Genomic DNA, 19,427 nt, shown 5'->3' with positions numbered 1-19,427 from the left:
TGCCGCAGCACCCGCCGCGCCGCCCGCCCCGCCATGGGCGCCGCGCCTCCAACAAAGGAAGCCATGAAGACCGATCACGAACTGCTCGACGCCTTTGCCCCGACCGGCGTGCTGCGCGCCTCCATCAACCTGGGCAACCCCATCCTCGCCAATACCCACCCGGAAACCGGCGCGCCCGGCGGCGTGTCGGTCGACCTGGCCACCGAACTGGCCCGCCGGCTGGACGTGAAGCTGGAGCTGGTGGTGTTCAAGTCCGCCGGCGAATCGGTCAACGCGGTCGCCGCCGAGCAGGCCGACGTGGGCTTTTTCGCGATCGATCCGCTGCGCGGCGAACAGATCGCCTTCACCGCGCCGTACGTGGTGATCGAAGGCGCCTACCTGGTGCGCGATGATTCCCCCATCACCCGCATGGAAGAGGTGGACCGCGCCGGCCAGCGCGTGGTGGTCGGCAAGGGCAGCGCCTATGACCTGTACCTGACGCGCGAGATCAAGCACGCCGAGTTGTTCCGCGCGCCCACCTCGCCCGCCGTGGTCGACACCTTCGTCAAGGAAAACATGGAAGTGGCGGCCGGGGTCAGGCAGCAGTTGCAGGCCGATGCGCAACGCCTGGGCGGCCTGCGCCTGCTGGACGGCCATTTCATGCTGATCCGCCAGGCCATGGGCGTGCCCAAGCGCCGCGGCGCCAAGGCCAGCGCCTACCTGGCCGCCTTTGTCGAAGCCATGAAGAAAAGCGGCTTCGTCGCCGAGGCCCTGGCGCGCCACAAGATCCAGGGCGCCGCGGTGGCGCCGCTGGACGCGGCGCCGCAATAAAGGGATGCCGGGCCACGCCAGCGGCCCTCTGGCCTGGATGCCACCCGGGGCGTGTCGCGCGCGGCCCTGTCGGCCGGCCGCGCGCCGGCCGGCGCAATCCGCCGATGACGGCCCGGCAAACCGGGCGCCATCGGCGGCAACCCGCGCGCGCCTCAGTGGCTGATCATCCAGGGCCGGGCGCCGGCAAAGGACTTGGCGCCGTCGGCCGCGGTGCGCGTCTTGCCGGACTTGCGTGCGCCCGCACAACAGCCGCAGTTCAAGCCGTGGCCCGAACGCGAGCTGCGCGGTTCGTTGGCGCTGCGCTCGTTGGCGGCATGGGCGCGGTTGACGGCCGAGGACAGCGCCGAGATCGCGGGCGCGCCGCCGACGATGCGGCTCGAAGCGGCGCCGCAGCGCGGGCAGTCGGCCGGATCGCGCCATTGCGCCAGCGGCCGCAAGGCCGCGAACTCGCCGCAGTCGGCACAGGCGTAGTCATACATGGGCATGTCGGTCTCCTTGGCGCGGGGCTCAGCGGTCGCGCGACAGGGGCATGTCGACGCCGCCCTTGATGTGCTGGACCGGTCCCGACGCCGACGGTTGGATGTCGAAGTCGAAGATCTCGGTCGGCAGCCATAGCGTGGCGCAGGAGTTGGGAATGTCCACCACCCCGCTGATGTGCCCCTGCACCGGCGCGCAGCCCAGGAGCGAATAGGCCTGCGCCCCCGAGTAGCCGAATTTCTTCAGGTATTCGATGGCGTTCAGGCAGGCCTGGCGATAGGCCACGTTCACGTCCAGGTAGTGCTGCTTGCCGCCCTCGTCCACCGAGATGCCTTCGAAGATCAGGAAGTCCTTGTAGGCCGGCGTGATCGGGCTGGGCTTGAAGATCGGATTGCGGATGGCGTACTTGTCCATGCCGCCCTTGATCAGCGTAACGCGCATGTGCACCCGGCCGGCCATCTCGATGGCGCCACAGAACGTGATCTCGCCATCCCCCTGCGAGAAATGCAGGTCGCCCACCGACAGCCCGCCGCCTTTGACGTAGACCGGGAAGAACACCCGCGCGCCGCGCGACAGGTCCTTGATGTCGCAGTTGCCGCCGTGCTCGCGCGGCGGCACGGTGCGCGCGCCCTCGGCCGCCGCGCGGTCGCGCTCGGCCCCTTGCAGCGCGCCCATGTGCGCCGTCTTGGGCGCCGGCGGGTTGGCCAGCGGCGGCACGCGGTTGGGGTCGGTGTCGATCAGCGCCTGCTCGCGCTGGTTCCAGGTATCCAGCAGCTTCTTGTCGGGCAGGCATCCGATCAGACCGGGATGGATCAGGCCGGCGAAGCTGACGCCCGGGATGTGGCGCGACGACGTGAACATGCCGTGGAAATCCCAGATGGACTTCTGCGCATGCGGGAAGTGGTCGGTAAGAAAGCCGCCGCCGTTGTTGCGGCTGAAGAAGCCGTTGAAGCCCCACAGGCTGTCGGGCTTGGCGCCGATGTCCAGCAGGTCCACCACCAGCAGGTCGCCAGGCTCGGCGCCTTCGACGCCGACCGGGCCGGACAGGAAGTGCACGGTGGACAGGTCGACATCGCGCACATCGTCGGCGCTGTCGTCGTTCTTGATGGCGCCGCCGGTCCAGTCGTAGGTCTCCAGGATGAAGTCGTCGCCGGGTTTGACCCAGACGGCCATCGGGATATCCGGATGCCAGCGGTTGTGAATCTTCTCGTTCTCGTAGGGGGACTGGGTCAGGTCAACCTGGATGAGGGTGTCGGTCATTCTCTTTCATCTCCAACGCAACGTGTTGATAAAACAGAACTTGCCATCCTTGGCCTGCCGACCGGCCTGACGCGTTCGCGTGGGCGTCGGCGACCATTGATGCGTCATGCACGGTAGGCCAGATTCAGGCAACGGTAAACTGGGTTTTTTCACAGTGACGCCATCGCCGCGGGCCGGCGCCCCCTTGCCCGGACCGCGCCGTCAGCCGCGCTTGCGGCAGAAGCAATAGACGTGCCGGTAGCAGTCGTCCACCATGTGGCGCGAGGCGGTCATGCCGTCGATGGCGGGCACGAACTCCTCCAACCCGTCGTCCACCACGACCGGAAACGGCGTGCGCTCGGGCAGATCGTTGTAGCCCAGCACCAGCACGCCGCCGGGCTTGAGCACCTGGTGGCATTGCGCCAGCAGGCGACGCAGGGCGGCCTCACCGTCAATGCCGAAGCCGAGCAGGCCGTTGGCGACCACCACATCGAAGGCGTCCGGGCCGTAATGCGCCGCCATCTCGAGCGCATCGCCGGTCCAATGCCGCCCCGGGCGTCCGTAGACCGCGTTGCGCGGCGAGATGTCGAGCGAATGGAAGTCTGCCCGCAGCAAGCGGGGATAGTGCCAATTGTGCTTGTCCACGCCGAGGAACAGCAGTTGCTGTGGTTCGGGCCCGGCGGCTGCCAGCCGGTTCAGATATCCGAAAATAGACGCTTCGAGAAATGCGCGGCTCGGGGTGTCCAGCCTGAAGTGGGCCCCACAGCGTTCGGCCAGAACAGGCGACAGCCTGAACAACGCCCGCTTGGCGATATATTTCAATTTGCGCATCACAGTCCCTCTTGCTTCGAGGGAGAGCAATATGCGTTACACAAGCTGGCGTGACTATGGGAATGATCCGATATTTTCACACCGGTACCTAGAACACGCGCGCTCCGGCCGCAACGAAATACTTTGACCATGTCCCTTTCCCGCCCCCTGCCCGCGTTGCTCCTGCTCACCTGTGCCCTGCCCCTGGGCGCCGCCCAGGCGGCCGCGGAATGCGTGGCGCGGTTCGACGCCAGCGCCGCCCGCTACCAGGACGCCGTGGCGGTGCAGAAAGGCCGCGAGACGGCCAACTGGCAAGAGCTGAACGCGCCGCTGTGCCAGGGCCGGCTGGACCTGTTGGACATGGCGTTCGAACAGGTCGACGACTATGAGCAATGCGTGCGCGATGGCGGGGAATTTCCCGCAGACACCGTGCGCGCGATGACGGGCCAGTCTGACAACCTGGCCGCGCTCAAGACCGCGTGGATCAATACCTGCGGTCCCTACATGAAACCATAGCGGGGCGGTCTGGCAGCGGGGGCCAGGCCCCCGCGATGCATCGTGGCCGCGTCAAGCGACCGCCGCCGGTTCGGCCCGCGGAAAGAAGATCGCGCGGGCCGGATCGAAGTCGTAGCGGCTTTCGAAGTCGGTGGCGTCGGCGGCCAGCGCCAGCACCGAGTCGAGAATGAAATCAGCCTTGGCGTCGGACAGCAGCACACTGAAGTTCAGGCGGACGAAGCCCGGCTTTTCGATCTCGCGGCCATCCAGGATGGCCTGGCGCATGCGCGCCGATTCGGCCTCGTCGATCGCCAGCAGCTGATGCACATACGGGCCGGCGCAAGCGCAGCCGCCGCGCGCCTGGATGCCGAAGCGGTCGCTCAGCATGCGCGTGACCAGTTGCTGGTGCACGTAGCCGCCCTGGCCGTTGCGCACGCGGAACGAGAAGATCGGCAGGCGCGGCGCGCGCAATGACCCCAGCAGTTCGAGGCGGGGATCGTCCTGCCAGCGGGCCAGCGCGCGCTGCACGAAGGCGGCATTGCGCCGCGCCATCAGGTCGGCGCCAAGCGCCTCCTTGACCAGCAGCACCAGCGCGGCGCGGATGTCGCCCACCACATTGGGCGTGCCGGCCTCTTCGCGCGCCTCGAGGCTGGCGCTGTAGTCGTGGGCCGTAGGCGAGACGAACTTGACGGTGCCGCCGCCCGGGAAGGTGGGCGTGGCGGCGACCACGGCATCGCGGCGCACGATCAGGATGCCGGAGGCGCCGGGACCGCCGATGAACTTGTGCGGCGAGAACACGATGGCGTCGATCGGCGCATCGGCCGCGGGCGTCATGCGGATGTCCAGGTACGGCGCGCCGCCGGCGTAGTCCCAGATCATCCGGGCGCCGGCGCGCTTGACGCGGCGGGTGATGGCCGGGACGTCGGCGACGATGCCGGTGACGTTGGAGGCGGCCGACAGCGCGCAGATGACCAGCGTGCCGTCCGGCGCCTGCAGCGCGGCGTCCAGCTCGCCCAGGTCCGGGCCGCCCTGCGGGCTTTCCGCCAGCACGACGATGTCGGCGCCGCATTCGCGCCACGGCAGGATGTTGGAATGGTGTTCGTATGGCCCCATGACCACGCGCACCTTGCGGCCGGCGGCCAGCGCGGCCGGCACACCGAACAGGTGCACCAGGCGGTTGATGCCCTGGGTGGCGCCCGAGCCGGAGAAGATCACGGCGTGTTCGTCGCCGGCGCCGCAGCAGCGGCCGACCGCGGCGCGCGCCTCGCGCCGCAGGCGCGTGATGAAGCCGCCGCAGAAGGAGGCTTCGGTGTGCGAATTGGCGTAGTACGGCAGCACGTGCTCGAGCACGAAGCGTTCGACCTGCATGAGCGCGCGGCCGGAGGCCACGTAATCGGCGTAGACCAGAGGCTTGAGGCCGAACGGGCCTTCAATGACGGCGTCCTTGCCGATCAGCCCGTCGGCGAGGCTGGCGACGATGTCGGAGGATTGCAGGGAGAGCTGGAACTGGCGCAACGGCCCTGTGGCGGCCGGGGTCGCGGGGGTAGACATGATGAGGATTCGAAGAAACGGCTGGCGGGAAAGTTATCGGAATATCATACGATGGAAGGAATTTTGAAACCTCACCTAAATTTTCCTTAAAATCCTCAAAAACAGATCATTTGAACTGGATTATGGAAAAAATTGACAAGTTTGATCTGAATATCATTTCCTGCCTGCAACGCGAAGGCTCGCTGTCGCAGCGCGAGCTGGCCGACCGGGTCGGGTTGTCACAGAACGCCTGCTGGCGCCGGCTGCAACGGTTGAACGCCTGCGGCATCATTCGCGGCACCCGCGCCGAGGTGAACCTGGCGGAACTCGGGCTGGACCTGACGGTGTTCGTGATGATCCGCACCAGCCACCACGCCAAGGCATGGGCCGACGGCTTTCGCAAGCACGTCGAGCGCTTGCCCGAAGTGACCGGCTTCTACCGCATCGGCGGCGACTGGGATTACCTGATCCAGGTGGTCTGCCGCGGCATCGCCGGGTACGACCGCTTCTATCAGAAGCTGATCACCGATTTCGAACTGTCCACGGTGACGGGGTTCTTCAGCATGGAAGCCATCATCGAAAACCGGCCACCCGACCTGGGGTTGCTGCATGATGCCGCCGCCTAGCCCGACGGACGCCGGCCCGGCGGCGCGCGCCACGGACCGGGACTGGCGCCAGGCGACCCCTGCCCATGAGTCGCCCGCCGCCTTATATCCACGGGTTATCCCGGGTGCCTGCATATAGACAAATCGTCAATAATTCGCCAACGTTTTATTGTCGATCCGTCCCCATCTGCTCATGCCTGTCTCCGTCAGGGACGCCATTGTTTCCTCCTCTCATCTCGCCTCGTCCGCCCCGGAGTTGTCCGAGGTGGAGTTCGGCCTGATCATCGCCTCGCACGCCTTCAACCGCTGGATGGTCCGCTGCATGGCCTGCGCCGGCCTGCCCGAGCTGACCTCGCTGGACATTCTGGTGCTGAACCACGTGTTCCATCGCGGCCGCGGCAAGAAACTGGCGGACATCTGCTTCACGCTCAATGTCGAAGACACCCATCTGGTGAACTATTCGCTCAAGAAGCTGGAGCGGCTGGGCGTGGTGCAAAGCGCCAAGACCGGCAAGGAAGTGATCTACACCACCACCGATGCCGGCGCGGCCGCTATCCAGCGCTACGCCGAAGTGCGCGAGCAATGCCTGGTGCAACCCTTCATCGACTCCCCCGCCGCGGACGATGCCAGCCACCAGTTGGCCAATACCCTGCGCGCCCTGTCGGGCCTGTACGACCAGGCCGCCCGCGCCGCCACCTCGCTGTGAGAATCCACGTTGTCTAGCATTCCCGCCCCCTCCGCCCAGCCGCTGCTGTCCGTGCGCGGCGTCTCGGTGGACTTCAATACCGACAACGGTGTGTTCCGCGCCGTCGAGAACCTGGACTTCGACGTGCGGCCCGGCAAGACGCTGGCCATCGTCGGCGAGTCCGGCTCGGGCAAGTCGGTGACGTCCATGGCCATCATGCGGCTGACGGACTACAACAACGGCCGCATCGCCACCGGCCAGATCCTGCTGCGCGATGGCGACGACCGCGAGATCGACCTGACCGCCGCGTCCGACGAACAGATGCGCGCGATCCGCGGCAACGACATCGCCATGATCTTCCAGGAGCCGATGACCTCGCTGAACCCGGTGTTCACCATCGGCGACCAGATCATCGAGGCCATCATGCTGCACCAGCAGTTGTCGCGCTCGGCCGCCCGCAAGGCGGCGCGCGCGCTGCTGGAAAAGGTGCGCCTGCCGGATGCCGAGCAATTGCTGGACCGCTATCCGCACCAGTTGTCGGGCGGCATGCGCCAGCGCGTGATGATCGCCATGGCGCTGTCGTGCCAGCCGCGCCTGCTGATCGCCGACGAGCCGACCACCGCGCTGGACGTGACCATCCAGGCGCAGATCCTGAACACCATCCGCCAATTGCAGCGCGACCTGGGCACGGCCGTCATCTTCATCACGCACGACATGGGCGTGGTGGCCGAGATGGCCGACGACGTGGTGGTGATGCTGCGCGGCAGAAAGGTCGAGCAGGGGCCGGTGGAAGAGATCTTCCGCGCCCCCAAGCACCCCTACACCCGCGCCCTGCTGGCCGCCGTGCCCCGCCTGGGCAGCCTGACCGGCCGCGACCTGCCGCTGCGCACGCCGCAGACGGTGCTGGAAGGCGACACGCTGCGCGAAGTGGGCCAGACCCGCGAGCAGGACACGGCGCGCTACGACGAACCGGTGCTGCGCGTGGAGAAATTGACCACGCGCTTTGACGTCGGCCACAACCTGTTCGGCCGCGTCACCCACCGCGTGCACGCGGTCGAGGAAGTGAGCTTCGACGTCTACCCCGGCGAGACGCTGGCGCTGGTGGGCGAATCGGGCAGCGGCAAGTCGACCATCGGCAAGACCCTGCAGCAACTGGTGGCGCCGACCTCGGGCGCGGTGCGCTACAACGGCCAGGACATCTTCGCGATGGACGCCGCCGGCCGCCAGCGCCTGCGGCAGGAGATCCAGTACATCTTCCAGGATCCGTATGCCTCGCTGGACCCGCGCAAGACCGTGGCCTTCAGCATCGCCGAGCCGATCCGCACCCACCGCCTGCTGAGCGACGAGGCCGCCATCGCGCGCCGCGTCGGCGAACTGCTGGAACAGGTGGGCCTCAAGCCCGAGCACGCGCGCCGCTATCCGCATGAATTCTCGGGCGGCCAGCGCCAGCGCGTCTGCATCGCCCGCGCCCTGGCCAGCGACCCCAAGCTGATCATCGCCGACGAATCGGTGTCGGCGCTGGACGTCTCGATCCAGGCGCAGATCCTGAACCTGCTGATGGACCTGCAGCAGGACCGCGGCCTGTCGTACCTGTTCATCACCCACGACATGGCGGTGGTGGAGAAGGTCAGCCACCGCGTGGCGGTGCTGTACCTGGGCCAGATCGTCGAGCTGGGCACGCGCCGCCAGATCTTCGAGTCGCCGCAGCACGCCTACACCCGCAAGTTGCTGGCCGCCGTGCCGGTGGCCGAGCCCGGCCGCCACATCGACACCTCGCTGATCGAGGGCGAGATTCCCAGCCCGGTGCGGCGCGTGGGCGACGAGCCGGCGATCATTCCCCTGGTTGAATGCGCGCCCGGCCACCGCGTGGCCCGCGCCGCCTGAACCTTCCGTTTTCTACACGTCGGCCCGGCCGATTTCCCGTCCCTGGAGTTGAACATGCTCTTCCTACGCAAAACCTTCACCGCCACCGCCCTGGCCCTGGCGCTGGGCGGCGCCCTGCCCGCGGTCCTGTCGACCGCCCAGGCCGCCGGCACGCTCAATGTAGCCATCAACCAGGACCCGGGCAGCTGGGATCCGATCGACACCTTCGTGACCTTCTGGGGTTCGGTCGGCAGCAACCTGTACGACGGCCTGACCATGCGCGGCGCCGACCTGAAGCTGCAACCGGGCCTGGCCACCAAGTGGGAATACCTGGACGACAACAAGCGCCTGCGCTTCACGCTGCGCCAGGGCGTCAAGTTCCACAATGGCGAGCCGTTCAACGCCGAAGCCGTCAAATTCACCTTCGATCGCCTGCTGGGCGCGGAAGGCGCCAAGGGCCCGCAGAAGTCGAACTACGACTCGATCGGCGAGGTCAAGGTGGTGGATGAATACACCGTCGACTTCATCCTCAAGCACCCCGATCCCGTGCTGCTGACCAAGCTGGCCGGCTACGGCGCCATGATCGTGCCGCCCAAGTACATCCAGGAAAAGGGCGAAGAGAACTTCAACACCCATCCGGTCGGCACCGGCCCGTTCAAGTTCGAAAGCTACCAGCCCAAGGTCAACGTGACCCTGGCGCGCAATGACGACTACTGGGGCGGCAAGCCCAAGCTGGACAAGGTGGTGTACCGCTTCATCAGCGAGCCCGGCACCCAGGTTGCCGAGCTGCAGGCCGGCCGCGTCGACATTGCCACGCTGATCCCGCTGGGCCTGATCGAGACGGTCAAGAAGTCGGGCAAGGCCGATGTCATCTCGACCGGCGGTCCGGTCGCCTTCGCGCTGCGCTACAACACCAAGAACGGCATCACCCAGCACCGCGACGTGCGCCGTGCGCTGATCATGGCGGTGGACCGCGACACCATCGTCAAGCAGCTGCTGCTGGGCCAGGCCAAGACCATCGCCAGCTTCCAGGGCCCGCAGTCTTTCGGCTACAACCCCGAGCAGAAGCCCCTGCCCTTCAACCCCGCCGAAGCCAAGAAGCTGCTGGCCGGCGCCGGCATCAAGCCGGGCGCGACGGTGCAGATCGACGTGCGCGGCAGCGATTCGAACTTCCGCGAAGTGGCCCAGGCAGTGTCCGGCTACCTGCAGGCGGTGGGCGTGCGCGCCACCATCAAGCCGTATGAAACCGGCGTGCTGCTCAACGACATCATCCCCGGCGGCAAGACCGGCGAGATGTGGCAGAACCAATGGGGCGGCTGGACCTACGACTACGACAACACCGCCTACCTGATGTACCACTCGGGCCAGAAGTGGAACCCGTACGACAACGATCCCAAGCTCAACGCCATGCTGGAGGCGCAGCGCACCGTCTATGACGTGAAGAAGCGCGAAGCCATGCTGCATGAGATCGCCGCCTACGTAGCCGACCAGGCGCTGGAAATGCCGCTGTACAGCCTGAACACCATTGTCGGCGTGAACAAGCGCGTGAAGAACCTGGAAGTGCCGGGCGACATCCGCTTCCGGTTCCTCGATACGGCGGTGGAGTAGAGTCCCCCCCGAGGCGCTGCGCGCCTTCCCCCAGGGGCATGCCTGCGGACCGGCGGAGCCGGATCCGCGGCATCCCGCTAGGGGGGCGATGCCTGATTGGGCGTCGCGATGTCTGTGAAGCACTTGACGCATTAACCCTACTGATTCGCCGGGGCGAAAGGCCTGGCGGAGCCTCATGACCGGATTTCTGATTAAACGCGTATTGCAGGCGGTCTTCGTGATCGTGGCCGTGACGCTGCTCGTCTCGTATGCCGTGCGCCTGACCGGCGACCCCGCCCTGATGCTCAGCCAGGGCTCGGGCAGCGTCACCGAGCAGGACCTGGCCAACATCCGCCAGGCGCTGGGCCTGAACCGGCCGTTCCACGAGCAGTACCTGGGCTACATGCAGGGCCTGCTGCACGGCGATTTCGGCCGCAGCTTCATGGGCGGCACCTCGGTCGCCAAGCTGATCGGCGACGCGTTGCCGGCCACGCTGATGCTGGCGTTCACCTCGCTGATCGCCTCGATCCTGATTTCACTGCCGCTGGGCATCCAGGCCGCCATCAAGCGCGGCAAGCCCACCGACCAGGCCATCCGCATCCTGTCGCTGGTGGGGCTGTCGTTTCCCAATTTCTGGCTGGCGCTGATGCTGGTGCTGCTGCTGTCGATCACCTTCCCGCTGCTGCCGCCATCGGGCTGGAGCGGTCCGGCCAGCCTGGTGCTGCCGTCGCTGACCATGGCCATCATCCTGTCGGCCACCAACATCCGCCTGGTGCGCACCACCATGCTGGAGACGCTGTCGGCGCAGTACATCATGGTGGCGCGCAGCAAGGGCCTGAAAGAACGCATCGTGCTGTACAAGCACGCGCTGCGCAATTGCGCCATTCCGCTCATCACCTACCTGGGGCTGCAATTCGGCGGCCTGATCGGCGGCATCGTGGTCATCGAGATGGTGTTCAACTGGCCCGGCCTGGGCACGCTGGCATTCGACGCCATCTCCGGCCGCGACTACCCGGTGCTGCAAGGCACGGTCACCGTGCTGGCGGCCGTCATTGTCCTGGTCAACCTGATCGTCGACATCGCCTATGGCATCGTCGATCCCCGTATCCGCACGCGGTGAACGCCATGCAGACCACTACTTCCTCCGCCGCCCCCAAGGCCACCAAGCCGCGCAGCCGCTACCGCTCGCTGGAATTCGTGCTGGGCGCCGCGCTGACCGGCATCATGGTCGCCCTGGTGCTGGCCTCGGGCTGGCTGTTTCCCGACGGCGGCGAAACCATGGACCTGGCCGCCCGCCTGACCGCTCCCTTCACCACCGCCGCCCACGTCTTCGGCACCGATCCGCTGGGCCGCGACGTGCTGGCCCGCGTCATCGTCGGCGGCAAGATCTCGCTGATGGTGGGTTTCGCCTCGGTGCTGGGCGGCGCCCTGCTGGGGGTCATCATGGGCCTGATCGCCGGCTATTACCGCGGCTTCTGGGACATGGTAGTGATGCGCTTCGCCGACGTGCAGCTGGCGCTGCCGTTCATCCTGGTGGCCATCACCTTCATCGCGATCCTGGGCGGCGGCCTGTTCAACGTGATCTTCTTCATGATCGTCTCGCAGTGGGTGCAGTACGCGCGCCTGGTGCGGGCCCAGGTGCTGGCGCTGCGCGAACGCGAATTCGTGCTGGCGGCGCGCGCCTTCGGCGTGCGCGACCTGGCCATGATCCGCCACCACATCGTGCCCAACCTGCTGGGCCCGCTAGTGATCCTGATGACGCTGAACGTCGCCAACAATATCCTGCTGGAAAGCAGCCTGACCTTCCTGGGCCTGGGCGTGGACCCCATGATCCCGAGCTGGGGCGGCATGCTGGCCGATGGCCGCACCTACATGCAGACGGCGTGGTGGGTGAGCGTGTTTCCCGGCCTGGCGATCATGCTGACGGTGTTGGGGCTGAATCTGCTGGGCGATTGGCTGCGCGACCGTCTGGACCCGACCGGCAAGGTATAAATGTCCGCCCCGGGCGGCGCGGCAGACGCGCGGCCGGGGCACTTGAGGATGACTGACGATGGCATTGCTGGAAAAGACATTCGACCGCACCCTGGACGCCTGGATCCACGCCTACAAGGCTCCCGCCTGGCGCGGCGCGGCGGTGGAAGGCTGGCTGTTCGAGGGCGTCGAGGCGCGCCGCGAGGCCGAGGCGCGGCTGGCGCAGGCCGGCGTGACGGCGCGCTTTCGCAGCGCCTACAAGCCGCTGCTGCACTACTTCCTGGAAGAGGTCGAGCGCGACGGCTTGACGGCGGTCGAGCTGGGCTACCCGCTGCACGAGCATGCCCAGGCCAAGCGTTTCACGCTGGAAGCCTACCCGTTGGTGGCGCTGCTGCAGGGCGTACGCGTGACGATGAAGCCCGGCGCCTCGGACCTGCACTACGACGTCGCCCTGGCCTACGCCGACGGCACGCGCCGCGAGGCGCGCGTGTTCGCGCCCAACCAGCTCGGCCAGGCGCAGGACGGCACCCCCGAGCTATCGCCCACCGGCTGGCTGCGTGTGCGCGATGCCGGGGGCACACTGCAGACCGACGCCGCCCAGACCACCGAATACCAGCAGGTCTTCCGCAGCATCGTCGACACCGTGCGCAATCACCCCTGGGGCGCGCACGAACCGTATTTCGACCGCCTGGAAATCCGCGTCGACCTGCCGGGCATGGACTTCGCCCTGCCGGTGGACGAGGAAATCGTCAGCACCTTCGAAGCGCTGCACGAAGATCTGTACTTCACGTTGCTGGAGCACTTCCAGCACCATTCCGGCCGCCCTTCGGGCGACCGCGGCCTGCAACCGGGCCAGATCATTCCCGATATCCGCCGCCATGATGGCGCGGCGCGCGTGCTAGTCACGCTGGAGCCGTTCGCGCCGCCCGTGGCGGTAACGCCCGTGGCGCCGGCCGAACCGCTGGCCGGACTGCGCGAGCCGCTGGCGGCGGCGCAGATCGCCGGCTGCATGGCGGCGCTGGGCGGCGACAGCTTCCAGGCTATCTCGCGCCAGGGCCGCCCGGTGCTCGGCACCTACCTGCGCGGCCCCGGCCCGGCGGTCTTCATCTCGGGCGCGCAGCATGCCAATGAAACCTCGGGCGTGGTGGGCGCGCTGCGCGCGGCGCAGGCGCTCAAGGCCCGCGGCGATGCCCACTTCGCCCTGATCGCGGCCGAGAACCCGGACGGCTATGCGCTCTTCAACCGCCTGCGCGAACAGCATCCGCGCCACATGCTGCACGCCTCGCGCTACAGCGCGCTGGGCGACGACATCGCCTACCGCGAGCACGCGCCGTTCTTCGAGCGCGAGGGCCGCCACCAGGCGCACGCCATCAGCGGCGCGCAACTGCACATCAACCTGCACGGCTATCCGGCGCACGAATGGACGCGGCCCCTGTCGGGCTACCTGCCGCGCAATTTCGAGCTGTGGACCATTCCCAAGGGCTTTTTCCTGGTGTTGCGCCACCACCCGGGCTGGAGCGAACGCGCCCGCCGCCTGATCGAGGGCGTCACGGCGCGGCTGGCCCGCAAAGTGCCCGGCCTGGTCGAATTCAATGCGCGCCAGCTTGAACTATTCCACGCGCACGCGCTCGAAACCGGATTCGATGTGCTGAACGGCATCCCCGTGCAGGTCACCGAAACCGACCGCGAAGCGCTGCCCATGGCGCTGATCTCGGAGTTTCCGGATGAAACCGTGTACGGGGACCGCTTCGTTTTCGCGCATACTGTGCAAATGGAAACCGTCCTGGCAGCGACCGACATCCACCGCTCCGGACATTAGTCATCGCTCGACATGAACATCCGAGAACGCAACCACGGCGACGACCTCGCCCTGGTGGACATCTGGCTCCGGTCGGTGCGCGCCACGCATACGTTCCTGTCCGAAAAGGAAATCCAGGCCATGTACCCGCAGGTGCTCAACACCCACCTGCCGTCGGTGCGCGTCTGGGTCTGCGAGGACGATGCCGGCGAGGTCGCCGGCTTCATGGGCCTGAACGGCAACAAGGTCGAGATGCTGTTCGTGGACGCCAACAAGCGCGGCAAGGGCGCCGGGCGGCGCCTGCTGAATTTCGCGCTGTCGCTGCACGGCAGCCTGCGGGTTGACGTCAACGAGCAGAACCCGCAGGCGCATGGGTTCTACAAGCACTATGGCTTCGAGGACGTGGGCCGTTCGGAAACCGACGACGCGGGACGGCCACGGCCGATCATTCATATGAAGCTGGCGGGCTGAGGCCGTCAGCGGTTCTCCCGGGTGTGCCACAGTCGCAATACGTAGATGATCGAATCCCGGATCTCGTAACGTATTTCGTACTCCCCGACCAATATCCTGCGTACCTCGCGCGGTTCGAACTGAAATAGCTGCTCTCCAATGCGGGAGTTGGTCGGCAAAACACTTGAAGCCTTGACCAGCGCTTGCACAGCCCGTACGGCTGCGGGCCTATTCACCGCCGCCAGGAATTCATGCAAGCGCGCCAGATCGGAAAGCGCCTTGCTGGTCCACTTCATTTCCATCATCGCGGCAGCGGCAATGGCTGGGCAGAGCCCAGGCTCTCCGCCCAGGCTTGCACGGCTTGGTCATCCACAACCCGACCAGCATCCACGTCAGCAAGCGCTTGCTGGGTGAGCTTGTCACGTTCCTCCTCTTGGGCAATCCAAGCGGACAGTGCCTGCTTCACGATCCAGCCGCGAGATCGGTCCAGACGCGCAGCCATCTGATCGACCTTCTCGGCCAACGGAAGCGGCACATGTGCGGTCAGCACCTTGGTTGCGGGATTCATCTTGTATCTCCAGAGGGGTACTGTCAGCATGGGCAGCCTATTTTAATCGAAGTGATTAATTTTCAATCAAAGAAGATCATCAGATGCGGTTGGCAGGTCAGAAGCCAGACGTCCCCGCACAAGACAAGACGGTTTCAGACAATCGCCCGGTTCGGACGCTTGATAGCCATACGATAATAAAAATCATTCCCTTGCAATAGACAAACCATGATCCTTCGGTCACCCCGGCATGGTGACTTGTGCATGAGCGCCCCCGCCTATCCCTCCCCTCCCTCGCTGGAAACCCTCTACCACGATCATCACGGCTGGTTACGGAGCTGGTTGCAACACCGCCTGGGCAACGATTCCGATGCCGCGGATCTGGCGCACGACGCCTTCCTGCGCTTGTTGGCCAAACCGGTGGGCCGCGAGTTCCACGGCTTTCTCCAGGCTCGCGCCTGGCTGCGCACCGCCGCCAACGGGCTGTGCGTGGACCTGTGGCGTCGCCGCGAAATCGAACGCGTCTGGCTGCAAACCCTGGCCGCCCAGCCCGAGCCGCTGGCGCCGTCGCCCGAGGATCAGGCGCTCGTCGTCGAGGCCCTGCTGCAAATCGGCGCGATGCTCGGCCGCCTGTCGCAAAAGGCGGCGAGCGCTTTCATCATGGCGCAGGTGGACGGGATGCCCTATCACGCCATCGCGGCGCAGTTGTCCGTCTCCGAACGCATGGTCAAGAAGTACATCGCCCAGGCCATGCTGCAATGCGCCTTGATCGAGGCCGGCCGGGGTGACTGATCCCGCGCCCGCCGAAGCGAAGCGCCCCCCGCGGAGCCAACGGGCCGCGGCAACCGCGCCTGCCGCGGCGCGAACCAAGCCCGGTATCCAGAGCCTGGAGCAGGCGGCGCAGTGGTACGCCAGACTGCGCGACGAGCGCGCCACCGACGCGGATCGGGTCGCCTGGCAGGCCTGGCTGCAGGCGCCGGAGCATCAGGCCGCCTGGGCCTGTATCGACAAGGTCAGCCGCAAGTTCGACCCGTTGCGCGGCTATGGCCCACCCGGCACGACGGCCGCGGTCGCCAGCGGCGAGGCGGCGCGACGCACGGTGAACGCCCGACGACAGGCCCTGAAAGTCATTCCCGGCGTCATGGGCCTGGGCCTGTTCGCCCTGGGTTGGCGCTACACGCCGCTGCCCGAGATGATGGCGGCGCTGCGCGCCGACCACCACACCGGCACCGGCAAGCGGCAGCGCCTGGTGTTGACGGACGGTTCACGCGTATGGCTCAACACCCGCAGCGCGCTGGACGTGGACTACCGGCGCCAGGAACGGCGCCTCATCGTTCTGGACGGTGAAATCCTGGTCCAGACCGCGCAAGACAAGCTGCGGCGCCCGTTCTACGTGGATACGGTGCATGGCCGGCTGCAAGCCCTGGGCACCCGCTACTCGGTGCTCCTGGACTGCGCATCGACGCGCGTCGACGTATTCGAGGGCTCGGTGGAAATCCGCACGACCGCGGGACGGACACTGCGGGTTCACAACGGACAGGCCGCCGCGTTCGACACCCAGCAAATCCGCGCGCTGGCGGGCGCCGATCCGATGCGTGAAGCCTGGGTTCACGGCGTGGTGCCGGCGGACAACATCCGCCTGGCGGATTTGCTGGCCGAACTGGGCCGCTATCGCCACGGCCATCTCGGCGTCGCCCCGGAAGTGGCGGACATTCGCGTCATGGGCGTCTTCCCGACCGACGATACGGACCGGGCGCTGGCCATGCTGGAGCAGACCCTGCCCATCCGGGTACGCCGTCGCCTGCCGTGGTGGACGACGGTCGAAGGTCGCCCAAACGCCCCGAGTTGAAAGGCATCACGCCCGCGTCGATCGTCTTCCTTGATCCGCACGCATCGTACCGGCCTCGCCTCCTCAATAGGACCAAAGGCAGTTCCCCTTTTTCCGTCCAGTTCGGTTTAGTGCATAAGAGACGACGATCGGAGGAACGCGGGCCTTTCGTCCCGATCCGGCCCGCCCACGGAATGCGACGGAAAACCGTGCCTGCCATCGATGGTCGTCTCTCCATCCAAGTGACTTCCGGAGTGATCAATTGATGCCGCTTCCCATTATCCGCCCGCGCGGCCCCGCGCTGCGTCCGTTGGCGTTGGCACTGAACCTGGCCATGGCGGGCTCGCTGCTCGCCGCCATGGGCGCGACGCCCGCCGCACAGGCGCAGACCGCCGCCGCACCGGCACGCCGTTATGACATTCCCGCCGGCCCGCTCAACACGACCTTGAACCGCTACGCAGAAGAGGCAGGGATATTGTTATCCGCGCCAGGCACCCTGACACAAGGCAGGTACGGGCCTGGACTGTCCGGCTCGGCGACGGTCGAACAGGGCTTCGCCCGGCTGCTTCAGGGCCAAGGATTGCAGGCAATACGCCTGGCTGATGGTAGCTATGTCTTGCATCAGTCCACGCCAGATAGCAGTGCCGTGACCTTGCCGGCCGTGCGCGTAACGGCCGCGCCGTCCGCGCCATCGGCACTGCCCGAGCCCTATGCCGGCGGCCACGTGGCCCGGGGTGGCCGCCTGGGCTTGCTGGGCAACAAGGATGTCATGGAAACGCCGTTCAGCACGAGCAGCTATACCTCGCGCATGATCGAGGATTGGCAGGCCGATACGGTGGCGGAGGTGTTGCGCGCGGACTCATCGGTAAGAGAGACGTTCCCCGAATCGGGTCCGACAGAATTCTTCAATGTGCGGGGCTTCCACATGCCAAGCACGGATTTCGCCTGGAATGGCCTTTTCGGTCTGACGCCGGGCTTTCGCGTCGCCACGGAGTTCCTTGAACGGGTGGAAGTGCTGAAAGGCCCGGGCGCTCTGTTGTATGGCATGACTCCGGCCGGTTCCGTGGGCGGGGTCATCAACTTGGTGCCCAAACGCGCTGGCGACAAGCCGTTGACCCGCCTGACTACCAGGTATGCCTCGGATTCGGAGCTGGGCGCCCACTTGGACATGGGGCGACGATTCGGACAGGAGAATGGATTCGGCATCCGGGTCAATACCGCCACATCCAATGGCAACACCGCATTGGACGGCCAGAGAGAGAAGCGGGAAATGGCCGCGGTGGCACTCGACTTTCGCGCAGAGCGGCTGCGCATCGCGCTGGATGCCTACAGCATCGATGGCAAGAAGCGCGGCGCCATGCCGCTCTTCACCACTTTCGCCAACGAACACGTTCCTGCGGCTCCCGATCCCACGACCAACACCATGCCGGGGGCGTATTCCTCCGAGCGCAGCAAGGCGCTCATCGGCTCGCTCGAATTCGATTTCAATGAGCATTGGACCGGATTCGCGGCCATCGGCACCAAGCATCAAAGCAGTTCCGGCTATATGAACAACGCGCTGGGCATGAATGCGCAAGCCTCAGGCGACTACATGGGCATGGCCAAGAATACGAGAAGCTTCTCCAACGTCAACTCCGCCAATACCGGCATTCGCGGACGTCTGAGCACGGGCCCCGTCGGACACGAGATCACCTTCAGCGGCAATGCCATCCAACAAGCCGGCGGCGCCGTCCAAGGCCCGGTGACGATGTGGGCGTCGAACATCTACAGGCCAAGCCAACCTACGCTGACGGTCGGCCCGGCCATGGTGCCAAAATCGTCCGACTCCACCTTCAGCAGTATTGCCCTCAGCGACACGCTTTCGTTCTCGCAGGACAAGTACCTGCTGACGCTGGGCGCGCGGCAGCAGCGCGTCCGAACGAAGAACTATGCGCCATCGGGCGCCGTGACTACCCGATATGATGAACAAGCGCTGACGCCCGCCGTTGGCTTCGTCGTCAAGCCATGGACCACACCCGTCTCCATTTACGCCAACTATATCGAAGGACTCTCGCAGGGCGACAGAGTCACGGATACCACTGCCGCCAACTTTGGCGAGGTCTTCCCGCCGTACAAAAGCAAGCAGATGGAACTGGGGGCAAAGTGGGATGCAGGCAATCTACTGAATACCCTTGCCGTATTCCAGATCACTCGTCCGAGTCTCATCAAGGACAACGGCAGCAACAGATATGCGCCCGACGGAGAACAGCGCAATCGTGGCCTTGAATGGAACATCGCCGGCGCGGTGACACCGGGATTGCGCTTGCTGGGCGGAGCGACTTATCTCAAGGCGATCAACACACGGACCCGCGCCGGGCTGCTGGACGGAAGGACGGCCATGGGCGTTCCCACCTGGTTGGTCAACCTGGGCGCCGAATGGGATCCCCCGTGGTTACCCGGCCTGACGCTGCGGGCCGCAGCCATCCACACAGGCCGGCAATATGCCGACAACGCCAATACGCAGAAATTGCCGGCCTGGACTCGGGTCGATCTGGGCGCCCGTTACGTCACCCGGCTGGCGGCGCACCCTGTCGCTTTCCGTGCGAGCGTGGAGAATGCCTTCAATCAGCGCTATTGGTCAGGCGCGTGGAACGGCTTCTCCTCCGTCGGCGCGCCACGCACGGTCAAGCTGGCGGTCAGCGTGGATTTCTGACTTGCGGCCCATCGCATGACTTGCGACTGCGCACTCAGGC

The 19,427-nt window shown here is 66.3% G+C and carries 19 protein-coding genes; 13 read left to right on the top strand and 6 right to left on the bottom strand.

Translation table 11 applies throughout. From position 1 onward, the window contains the following. Positions 1 to 63: 63 nt before the first annotated feature. A complete protein-coding gene (locus K2W61_RS18310; protein WP_175133908.1) occupies positions 64 to 810 on the top strand; it encodes an ABC transporter substrate-binding protein in 747 nt (248 codons plus the stop codon). Positions 811 to 962: 152 nt separating this feature from the next. On the opposite strand, the gene K2W61_RS18305 is transcribed toward K2W61_RS18310, so the two are convergent. The 3 genes from K2W61_RS18305 to K2W61_RS18295 form a co-directional block, all read right to left on the bottom strand. Next, positions 963 to 1,295: a zinc ribbon domain-containing protein gene (locus K2W61_RS18305; RefSeq protein ID WP_175133907.1), complete on the bottom strand. Its 333-nt coding sequence runs from the start codon at positions 1,293 to 1,295 to the stop codon at positions 963 to 965. A 22-nt stretch (positions 1,296 to 1,317) separates the two neighbouring features. Further along, positions 1,318 to 2,547, bottom strand: a complete 1,230-nt coding sequence (gene fmdA, locus K2W61_RS18300; protein ID WP_236756266.1) for a formamidase — start codon at positions 2,545 to 2,547, stop codon at positions 1,318 to 1,320. Between the two features lie 201 nt (positions 2,548 to 2,748). Then, positions 2,749 to 3,357, bottom strand: a complete 609-nt coding sequence (locus K2W61_RS18295) for a class I SAM-dependent methyltransferase (RefSeq protein WP_175140578.1) — start codon at positions 3,355 to 3,357, stop codon at positions 2,749 to 2,751. 129 nt (positions 3,358 to 3,486) lie between these two features. Here K2W61_RS18295 and K2W61_RS18290 point away from each other — a divergent pair, with 129 nt between their 5' ends. Then, entirely contained in the window at positions 3,487 to 3,852 is a 366-nt protein-coding gene (locus K2W61_RS18290) for a hypothetical protein (protein ID WP_236756265.1), read from the top strand. Positions 3,853 to 3,903: 51 nt separating this feature from the next. Here the strand turns inward: K2W61_RS18290 and K2W61_RS18285 are convergent, their stop codons facing one another. After that, positions 3,904 to 5,382, bottom strand: coding sequence for an aminotransferase class V-fold PLP-dependent enzyme (locus K2W61_RS18285; protein WP_236756264.1), 1,479 nt, complete (start codon positions 5,380 to 5,382; stop codon positions 3,904 to 3,906). 122 nt (positions 5,383 to 5,504) lie between these two features. Between K2W61_RS18285 and K2W61_RS18280 the strand changes: the two genes are divergently transcribed. The 8 genes from K2W61_RS18280 (at position 5,505) to K2W61_RS18245 (ending at position 14,341) form a co-directional block, all read left to right on the top strand. Continuing rightward, the gene (locus K2W61_RS18280; RefSeq protein WP_217467967.1) at positions 5,505 to 5,987 is read left to right on the top strand and encodes an Lrp/AsnC family transcriptional regulator; all 483 of its coding nucleotides are present in this window, start codon (positions 5,505 to 5,507) and stop codon (positions 5,985 to 5,987) included. Between the two features lie 172 nt (positions 5,988 to 6,159). Next, positions 6,160 to 6,672, top strand: a complete 513-nt coding sequence (locus tag K2W61_RS18275; RefSeq protein WP_175133902.1) for a winged helix DNA-binding protein — start codon at positions 6,160 to 6,162, stop codon at positions 6,670 to 6,672. Positions 6,673 to 6,681: 9 nt separating this feature from the next. After that, on the top strand, positions 6,682 to 8,535 hold the full coding sequence (locus K2W61_RS18270; protein WP_272909315.1) for an ABC transporter ATP-binding protein: 1,854 nt from the start codon (positions 6,682 to 6,684) through the stop codon (positions 8,533 to 8,535). Between the two features lie 54 nt (positions 8,536 to 8,589). Next, positions 8,590 to 10,122, top strand: a complete 1,533-nt coding sequence (locus K2W61_RS18265; protein WP_236756263.1) for an ABC transporter substrate-binding protein — start codon at positions 8,590 to 8,592, stop codon at positions 10,120 to 10,122. Positions 10,123 to 10,297: 175 nt separating this feature from the next. Beyond that, positions 10,298 to 11,221 carry an ABC transporter permease gene (locus tag K2W61_RS18260; protein ID WP_175140576.1) on the top strand — a complete coding sequence of 308 codons (924 nt, stop codon included), beginning with the start codon at positions 10,298 to 10,300 and terminating at the stop codon, positions 11,219 to 11,221. Positions 11,222 to 11,226: 5 nt separating this feature from the next. Next, positions 11,227 to 12,093: an ABC transporter permease gene (locus K2W61_RS18255; RefSeq protein WP_236756262.1), complete on the top strand. Its 867-nt coding sequence runs from the start codon at positions 11,227 to 11,229 to the stop codon at positions 12,091 to 12,093. A 58-nt stretch (positions 12,094 to 12,151) separates the two neighbouring features. Continuing rightward, on the top strand, positions 12,152 to 13,891 hold the full coding sequence (locus tag K2W61_RS18250) for a M14 family metallopeptidase (RefSeq protein WP_236756260.1): 1,740 nt from the start codon (positions 12,152 to 12,154) through the stop codon (positions 13,889 to 13,891). A gap of 12 nt (positions 13,892 to 13,903) precedes the next feature. Then, on the top strand, positions 13,904 to 14,341 hold the full coding sequence (locus tag K2W61_RS18245) for an acetyltransferase (protein ID WP_006385010.1): 438 nt from the start codon (positions 13,904 to 13,906) through the stop codon (positions 14,339 to 14,341). Positions 14,342 to 14,346: 5 nt separating this feature from the next. On the opposite strand, the gene K2W61_RS18240 is transcribed toward K2W61_RS18245, so the two are convergent. Next, entirely contained in the window at positions 14,347 to 14,616 is a 270-nt protein-coding gene (locus K2W61_RS18240) for a type II toxin-antitoxin system RelE/ParE family toxin (protein ID WP_223203203.1), read from the bottom strand. Between the two features lie 5 nt (positions 14,617 to 14,621). Further along, positions 14,622 to 14,888 carry a CopG family ribbon-helix-helix protein gene (locus K2W61_RS18235; RefSeq protein ID WP_175133897.1) on the bottom strand — a complete coding sequence of 89 codons (267 nt, stop codon included), beginning with the start codon at positions 14,886 to 14,888 and terminating at the stop codon, positions 14,622 to 14,624. Positions 14,889 to 15,131: 243 nt separating this feature from the next. Between K2W61_RS18235 and K2W61_RS18230 the strand changes: the two genes are divergently transcribed. The 3 genes from K2W61_RS18230 to K2W61_RS18220 all read left to right on the top strand — a co-directional run bounded on the left by K2W61_RS18230 (position 15,132) and on the right by K2W61_RS18220 (position 19,387). Continuing rightward, positions 15,132 to 15,659: a sigma-70 family RNA polymerase sigma factor gene (locus K2W61_RS18230; RefSeq protein ID WP_175133896.1), complete on the top strand. Its 528-nt coding sequence runs from the start codon at positions 15,132 to 15,134 to the stop codon at positions 15,657 to 15,659. Further along, complete coding sequence (locus K2W61_RS18225) at positions 15,652 to 16,716, top strand: FecR domain-containing protein (protein WP_236756259.1); 1,065 nt, start codon at positions 15,652 to 15,654, stop codon at positions 16,714 to 16,716. The genes K2W61_RS18230 and K2W61_RS18225 overlap by 8 nt, the downstream gene beginning before the upstream one ends. A 244-nt stretch (positions 16,717 to 16,960) precedes the next feature. Beyond that, positions 16,961 to 19,387, top strand: a complete 2,427-nt coding sequence (locus K2W61_RS18220; protein WP_175133895.1) for a TonB-dependent receptor — start codon at positions 16,961 to 16,963, stop codon at positions 19,385 to 19,387. Positions 19,388 to 19,427: the final 40 nt, after the last annotated feature.

Origin of the sequence: Achromobacter pulmonis (assembly GCF_021733725.1) — a bacterium.
GTDB classification, from domain to species: domain Bacteria; phylum Pseudomonadota; class Gammaproteobacteria; order Burkholderiales; family Burkholderiaceae_B; genus Achromobacter; species Achromobacter pulmonis.
This window is presented reverse-complemented; position numbering and strand designations above follow the sequence as displayed.

Coding starts and splice junctions, on each gene's coding strand:
- K2W61_RS18310 (WP_175133908.1), top strand. CDS start 64: ATGAAGACCGATCACGAACTGCTCGACGCCTTTGCCCCGACCGGCGTG.
- K2W61_RS18305 (WP_175133907.1), bottom strand. CDS start 1,295: ATGCCCATGTATGACTACGCCTGTGCCGACTGCGGCGAGTTCGCGGCC.
- fmdA (WP_236756266.1), bottom strand. CDS start 2,547: ATGACCGACACCCTCATCCAGGTTGACCTGACCCAGTCCCCCTACGAG.
- K2W61_RS18295 (WP_175140578.1), bottom strand. CDS start 3,357: ATGCGCAAATTGAAATATATCGCCAAGCGGGCGTTGTTCAGGCTGTCG.
- K2W61_RS18290 (WP_236756265.1), top strand. CDS start 3,487: ATGTCCCTTTCCCGCCCCCTGCCCGCGTTGCTCCTGCTCACCTGTGCC.
- K2W61_RS18285 (WP_236756264.1), bottom strand. CDS start 5,382: ATGTCTACCCCCGCGACCCCGGCCGCCACAGGGCCGTTGCGCCAGTTC.
- K2W61_RS18280 (WP_217467967.1), top strand. CDS start 5,505: ATGGAAAAAATTGACAAGTTTGATCTGAATATCATTTCCTGCCTGCAA.
- K2W61_RS18275 (WP_175133902.1), top strand. CDS start 6,160: ATGCCTGTCTCCGTCAGGGACGCCATTGTTTCCTCCTCTCATCTCGCC.
- K2W61_RS18265 (WP_236756263.1), top strand. CDS start 8,590: ATGCTCTTCCTACGCAAAACCTTCACCGCCACCGCCCTGGCCCTGGCG.
- K2W61_RS18260 (WP_175140576.1), top strand. CDS start 10,298: ATGACCGGATTTCTGATTAAACGCGTATTGCAGGCGGTCTTCGTGATC.
- K2W61_RS18255 (WP_236756262.1), top strand. CDS start 11,227: ATGCAGACCACTACTTCCTCCGCCGCCCCCAAGGCCACCAAGCCGCGC.
- K2W61_RS18250 (WP_236756260.1), top strand. CDS start 12,152: ATGGCATTGCTGGAAAAGACATTCGACCGCACCCTGGACGCCTGGATC.
- K2W61_RS18245 (WP_006385010.1), top strand. CDS start 13,904: ATGAACATCCGAGAACGCAACCACGGCGACGACCTCGCCCTGGTGGAC.
- K2W61_RS18240 (WP_223203203.1), bottom strand. CDS start 14,616: ATGAAGTGGACCAGCAAGGCGCTTTCCGATCTGGCGCGCTTGCATGAA.
- K2W61_RS18235 (WP_175133897.1), bottom strand. CDS start 14,888: ATGAATCCCGCAACCAAGGTGCTGACCGCACATGTGCCGCTTCCGTTG.
- K2W61_RS18230 (WP_175133896.1), top strand. CDS start 15,132: ATGAGCGCCCCCGCCTATCCCTCCCCTCCCTCGCTGGAAACCCTCTAC.
- K2W61_RS18220 (WP_175133895.1), top strand. CDS start 16,961: ATGCCGCTTCCCATTATCCGCCCGCGCGGCCCCGCGCTGCGTCCGTTG.